Annotated in this window: 17 tRNA genes and 3 pseudogenes; 2 read left to right on the forward strand and 18 right to left on the reverse strand. The window is 42.8% G+C overall.

Annotated features, from left to right (window positions below):
- Nucleotides 1-317 (forward strand): annotated as a pseudogene (locus tag FGQ53_RS11275) (transposase); the annotation flags it as partial.
- On the opposite strand, the pseudogene FGQ53_RS11280 reads toward FGQ53_RS11275, so the two are convergent.
- Nucleotides 303-530 (reverse strand): annotated as a pseudogene (locus FGQ53_RS11280) (IS630 transposase-related protein); the annotation flags it as partial. The pseudogenes FGQ53_RS11275 and FGQ53_RS11280 overlap by 15 nt on opposite strands.
- Before the next feature lie 305 nt (nucleotides 531-835).
- Between FGQ53_RS11280 and FGQ53_RS11285 the strand changes: the two are divergent.
- Nucleotides 836-2,142, forward strand: a pseudogene (locus FGQ53_RS11285) (ISL3 family transposase).
- 40 nt (nucleotides 2,143-2,182) lie between these two features.
- Here the strand turns inward: FGQ53_RS11285 and FGQ53_RS11290 are convergent.
- From FGQ53_RS11290 to FGQ53_RS11370, 17 genes are all read right to left on the reverse strand, one after another.
- Nucleotides 2,183-2,270, reverse strand: a tRNA-Ser gene (locus FGQ53_RS11290).
- 5 nt (nucleotides 2,271-2,275) lie between these two features.
- Nucleotides 2,276-2,349 (reverse strand) — tRNA-Ile (locus FGQ53_RS11295).
- 34 nt (nucleotides 2,350-2,383) lie between these two features.
- Nucleotides 2,384-2,454 (reverse strand) — tRNA-Gly (locus FGQ53_RS11300).
- A 20-nt stretch (nucleotides 2,455-2,474) separates the two neighbouring features.
- Nucleotides 2,475-2,547 (reverse strand) — tRNA-Phe (locus FGQ53_RS11305).
- 3 nt (nucleotides 2,548-2,550) lie between these two features.
- Nucleotides 2,551-2,624: transfer RNA gene (locus FGQ53_RS11310), tRNA-Met, on the reverse strand.
- Between the two features lie 10 nt (nucleotides 2,625-2,634).
- Nucleotides 2,635-2,724 (reverse strand) — tRNA-Ser (locus tag FGQ53_RS11315).
- Nucleotides 2,725-2,736: 12 nt separating this feature from the next.
- Nucleotides 2,737-2,810: transfer RNA gene (locus FGQ53_RS11320), tRNA-Ile, on the reverse strand.
- A gap of 13 nt (nucleotides 2,811-2,823) precedes the next feature.
- A tRNA-Met gene (locus FGQ53_RS11325) sits at nucleotides 2,824-2,897 on the reverse strand.
- Nucleotides 2,898-2,902: 5 nt separating this feature from the next.
- Nucleotides 2,903-2,976: transfer RNA gene (locus tag FGQ53_RS11330), tRNA-Pro, on the reverse strand.
- Between the two features lie 15 nt (nucleotides 2,977-2,991).
- A tRNA-Arg gene (locus FGQ53_RS11335) sits at nucleotides 2,992-3,065 on the reverse strand.
- Between the two features lie 11 nt (nucleotides 3,066-3,076).
- Nucleotides 3,077-3,162 (reverse strand) — tRNA-Leu (locus FGQ53_RS11340).
- 7 nt (nucleotides 3,163-3,169) lie between these two features.
- Nucleotides 3,170-3,241: transfer RNA gene (locus FGQ53_RS11345), tRNA-Gly, on the reverse strand.
- A 22-nt stretch (nucleotides 3,242-3,263) separates the two neighbouring features.
- Nucleotides 3,264-3,336, reverse strand: a tRNA-Thr gene (locus FGQ53_RS11350).
- Between the two features lie 18 nt (nucleotides 3,337-3,354).
- Nucleotides 3,355-3,436: transfer RNA gene (locus FGQ53_RS11355), tRNA-Leu, on the reverse strand.
- A 5-nt stretch (nucleotides 3,437-3,441) separates the two neighbouring features.
- Nucleotides 3,442-3,514: transfer RNA gene (locus FGQ53_RS11360), tRNA-Lys, on the reverse strand.
- 24 nt (nucleotides 3,515-3,538) lie between these two features.
- A tRNA-Asp gene (locus FGQ53_RS11365) sits at nucleotides 3,539-3,611 on the reverse strand.
- A 2-nt stretch (nucleotides 3,612-3,613) separates the two neighbouring features.
- Nucleotides 3,614-3,686, reverse strand: a tRNA-Val gene (locus FGQ53_RS11370).
- Between the last annotated feature and the right edge of the window lie 77 nt (nucleotides 3,687-3,763).

The following is a 3,763-nucleotide window of genomic DNA, read 5'->3' on the forward strand; positions in this document are numbered from 1 at the left end:
GCTTGGATGAACGAATTTTTACAGCAATTATCCGCCTATTATTCGGATGATTATCTGATTTTGGTCATGGATAATGCACCTGGCACAAGTCTCAGGCTTTGGAGTTGCCAGAAAATATCACGTGTACATTTATTCCTCCCTACACTCCAGAAATGAATCCCATTGAGCAAGTTTGGGCAGAGATACGAAAGCGTGGATTCAAAAACAAGGCCTTCAAATCTTTAGAAGAAGTCATTTTGAAGTTAGAAACAGTGATTCAAAATTTGGAAATAGAATGCCTGAGGAAGATTGTTCACAGAAAATGGATTTGTCCATAATAGATTTTTGATGAGTATAAGTCTATCTCTATTAACTTTTCTTGGTTTTGTTCCTTTCACTTGATGGTTTAGCTCTCCTGTTTTCTCTTTTAGCTTTAACCAGCCATAAATGGTATTACGTGAGATTTGGAAAACGTGTGATGCTTCTGTTATACTACCTGTTCGCTCACAATAGGCGAGAACTTTTTTACGAAAATCTATTGAATATGCCATAAGAATATTATACCACATTATGTACTATTTTTGGTTCATTTTACTATAAAACTAGGATCCTCATCGCTTTAAATATCGGCTCTATAATATAGTAGATTGAAACTAGAGTAGTACACTACGGCTGCTAAAATATTTCTAGGAATTAATTTAACTTTCCTAATTGATTTGTTCACATCTTATTTCAATCTACTATATTTGTAGTGGGTACCCCCCCTATAGATCTTATGGAGCCTATTTTGTTGTAGAAAAAAAGTCCCATAAGACCTATAATGAAAAGTGACCAAACCATCATTAGAAAGAATCATATGGAACAATTACATTTTATCACAAAATTACTAGACATTAAAGACCCAAATATCCAAATTATGGATGTCATTAATAGGGATACACACAAGGAAATCATCGCTAAACTGGACTACTACGCTCCATCTTGTCCTGAGTGTGGAAGTCAAATGAAGAAATATGACTTCCAAAAACCGTCGAAAATTCCTTACCTCGAAAAAACTGGTATGCCTACTAGAATTCTCCTTAAAAAGCGACGTTTCAAGTGCTATCAGTGCTCGAAAATGATGGTCGCTGAGACTTCTCTCGTCAAGAAGAATCATCAAATCCCTCGTATCATCAACCAAAAGATTGCCCAGAAGCTAATTGAAAAGACTTCTATGACCGACATTGCCCATCAGTTGTCTATTTCAACTTCAACTGTTATTCGCAAGCTCAATGACTTTCACTTTGAGCATGATTTTTCTCGTCTGCCTGAGATTATGTCCTGGGACGAATATGCCTTCACTAAGGGAAAGATGAGTTTTATTGCGCAAGATTTTGAAAAGCTCAATATCATCACTGTTCTTGAGGGCAGAACACAAGCTATCATAAGAAATCATTTTTTGCGCTACAATCGAGCTGTTCGTTGTCAGGTAAAAATCATTACTATGGATATGTTTAGTCCCTACTATGACTTAGCTAAACAGCTTCGCTTTCGAAATTCTAGGCTCAGGCTGAAACAGTCTCCCAGACTGTTTCACTCCCATGTGCTAAAATCGTTCTAGATTGTTTTCACATTGTTCAACATCTTAGCCGTGCTATGAGTCGTGTCCGTGTTCAAATCATGAATCAATTCGATCGAAAATCCCATGAATACAAGGCCATCAAACACTACTGGAAGCTTATACAGCAGGATACTCGTAAACTGAGCGATAAGCGATTTTATCGTCCTACTTTTCGTATGCATCTAACCAACAAAGAGATTCTAGACAAGCTTTTGAGCTATTCAGAAGACTTGAGACACCACTATAATATCTATCAGCTCTTGCTTTTTCACTTTCAGAACAAGGAGCCAGACAAATTTTTCGGACTCATTAAGGACAAGCTTAAGCTGGTTCGTCCTCTTTTTCAGACTGTCTTTAAAACTTTTCTCAAGGATAAAGAAAAGATTGTCAACGCTCTTCAATTACCCTATTCCAACGCCAAATTGGAAGCCACTAATAATCTCATCAAACTTATCAAGCGCAATGCCTTTGGTTTTCGGAACTTTGAAAACTTCAAAAAACGAATTTTTATCGCCCTAAATATCAAAAAAGAAAGGACGAAATTTGTCCTTTCTAGATCTTAGCTGACTTCAACCCACTACAGTTGACAATGAGCCACTAAAACGGAGAATAAGGGATTCGAACCCTTGCGCCAGTTACCCGACCTAACGATTTAGCAAACCGTCCTCTTCAGCCTCTTGAGTAATTCTCCTATTATGGGCACGAGTGGACTCGAACCACCGACCTCACGCTTATCAGGCGTGCGCTCTAACCACCTGAGCTACGCGCCCAAGTTAAAAACTTGGTAATTTGAACAAAGTTCAAAGCGGGTGACGAGAATCGAACTCGCGACAACAGCTTGGAAGGCTGTAGTTTTACCACTAAACTACACCCGCATACATACTATTAATAAAAATGGCGCGAGACGGAATCGAACCGCCGACACATGGAGCTTCAATCCATTGCTCTACCAACTGAGCTACCGAGCCTTATTGCGGGAGCAGGATTTGAACCTACGACCTTCGGGTTATGAGCCCGACGAGCTACCGAGCTGCTCCATCCCGCGTTAATAAAAAAGGAGGATGTGGGATTCGAACCCACGCACGCTTTTACACGCCTGACGGTTTTCAAGACCGTTCCCTTCAGCCGGACTTGGGTAATCCTCCATACTATTCAAATGGACCTTGTAGGACTTGAACCTACGACCACTCGGTTATGAGCCGAGAGCTCTAACCAGCTGAGCTAAAGGTCCAACAAGATCTTTATAGCGGCGAAGGGGATCGAACCCCCGACCTCCCGGGTATGAACCGGACGCTCTAGCCAGCTGAGCTACACCGCCATATATCGGGAAGACAGGATTCGAACCTGCGACACCTTGGTCCCAAACCAAGTACTCTACCAAGCTGAGCTACTTCCCGAGTTAAATAGAAAAATGCACCCTAGAGGAGTCGAACCTCTAACCGCCTGATTCGTAGTCAGGTACTCTATCCAGTTGAGCTAAGGGTGCTCATTAGATTATGCCGAGGACCGGAATCGAACCGGTACGATCGTTACCAATCGCAGGATTTTAAGTCCTGTGCGTCTGCCAGTTCCGCCACCCCGGCCTCTCTAAGCGAACGACGGGATTCGAACCCGCGACCCCCACCTTGGCAAGGTGGTGTTCTACCACTGAACTACGTTCGCACTATTTTCTTCTATCTAAAAATGCCGGCTACATGACTTGAACACGCGACCCTCTGATTACAAATCAGATGCTCTACCAACTGAGCTAAGCCGGCTCATTTGTTATATCTTAATGCGGGTTAAGGGACTTGAACCCCCACGCCGTTAAGCGCCAGATCCTAAATCTGGTGCGTCTGCCAATTCCGCCAAACCCGCATATATGACCCGTACTGGGCTCGAACCAGTGACCCATTGATTAAAAGTCAATTGCTCTACCAACTGAGCTAACGAGTCTAAAATAACTTGCGTTATCTTAAACGGTCCCGACGGGAATCGAACCCGCGATCTTCGCCGTGACAGGGCGACGTGATAACCGCTACACTACGGGACCTTTGGGAGTTAACGGGATCGAACCGCTGACCCTCTGCTTGTAAGGCAGATGCTCTCCCAGCTGAGCTAAACTCCCTAGAGCTAAGCGACTTCCATATCTCACAGGGGGCAACCCCCAACTACTTCCGGCGTTCTAGGGCTTAACTTCTGTGT

It is taken from the genome of Streptococcus mitis, from assembly GCF_005844455.1.
In the GTDB taxonomy this organism is placed as follows: Bacteria; Bacillota; Bacilli; order Lactobacillales; family Streptococcaceae; genus Streptococcus; species Streptococcus mitis_BF.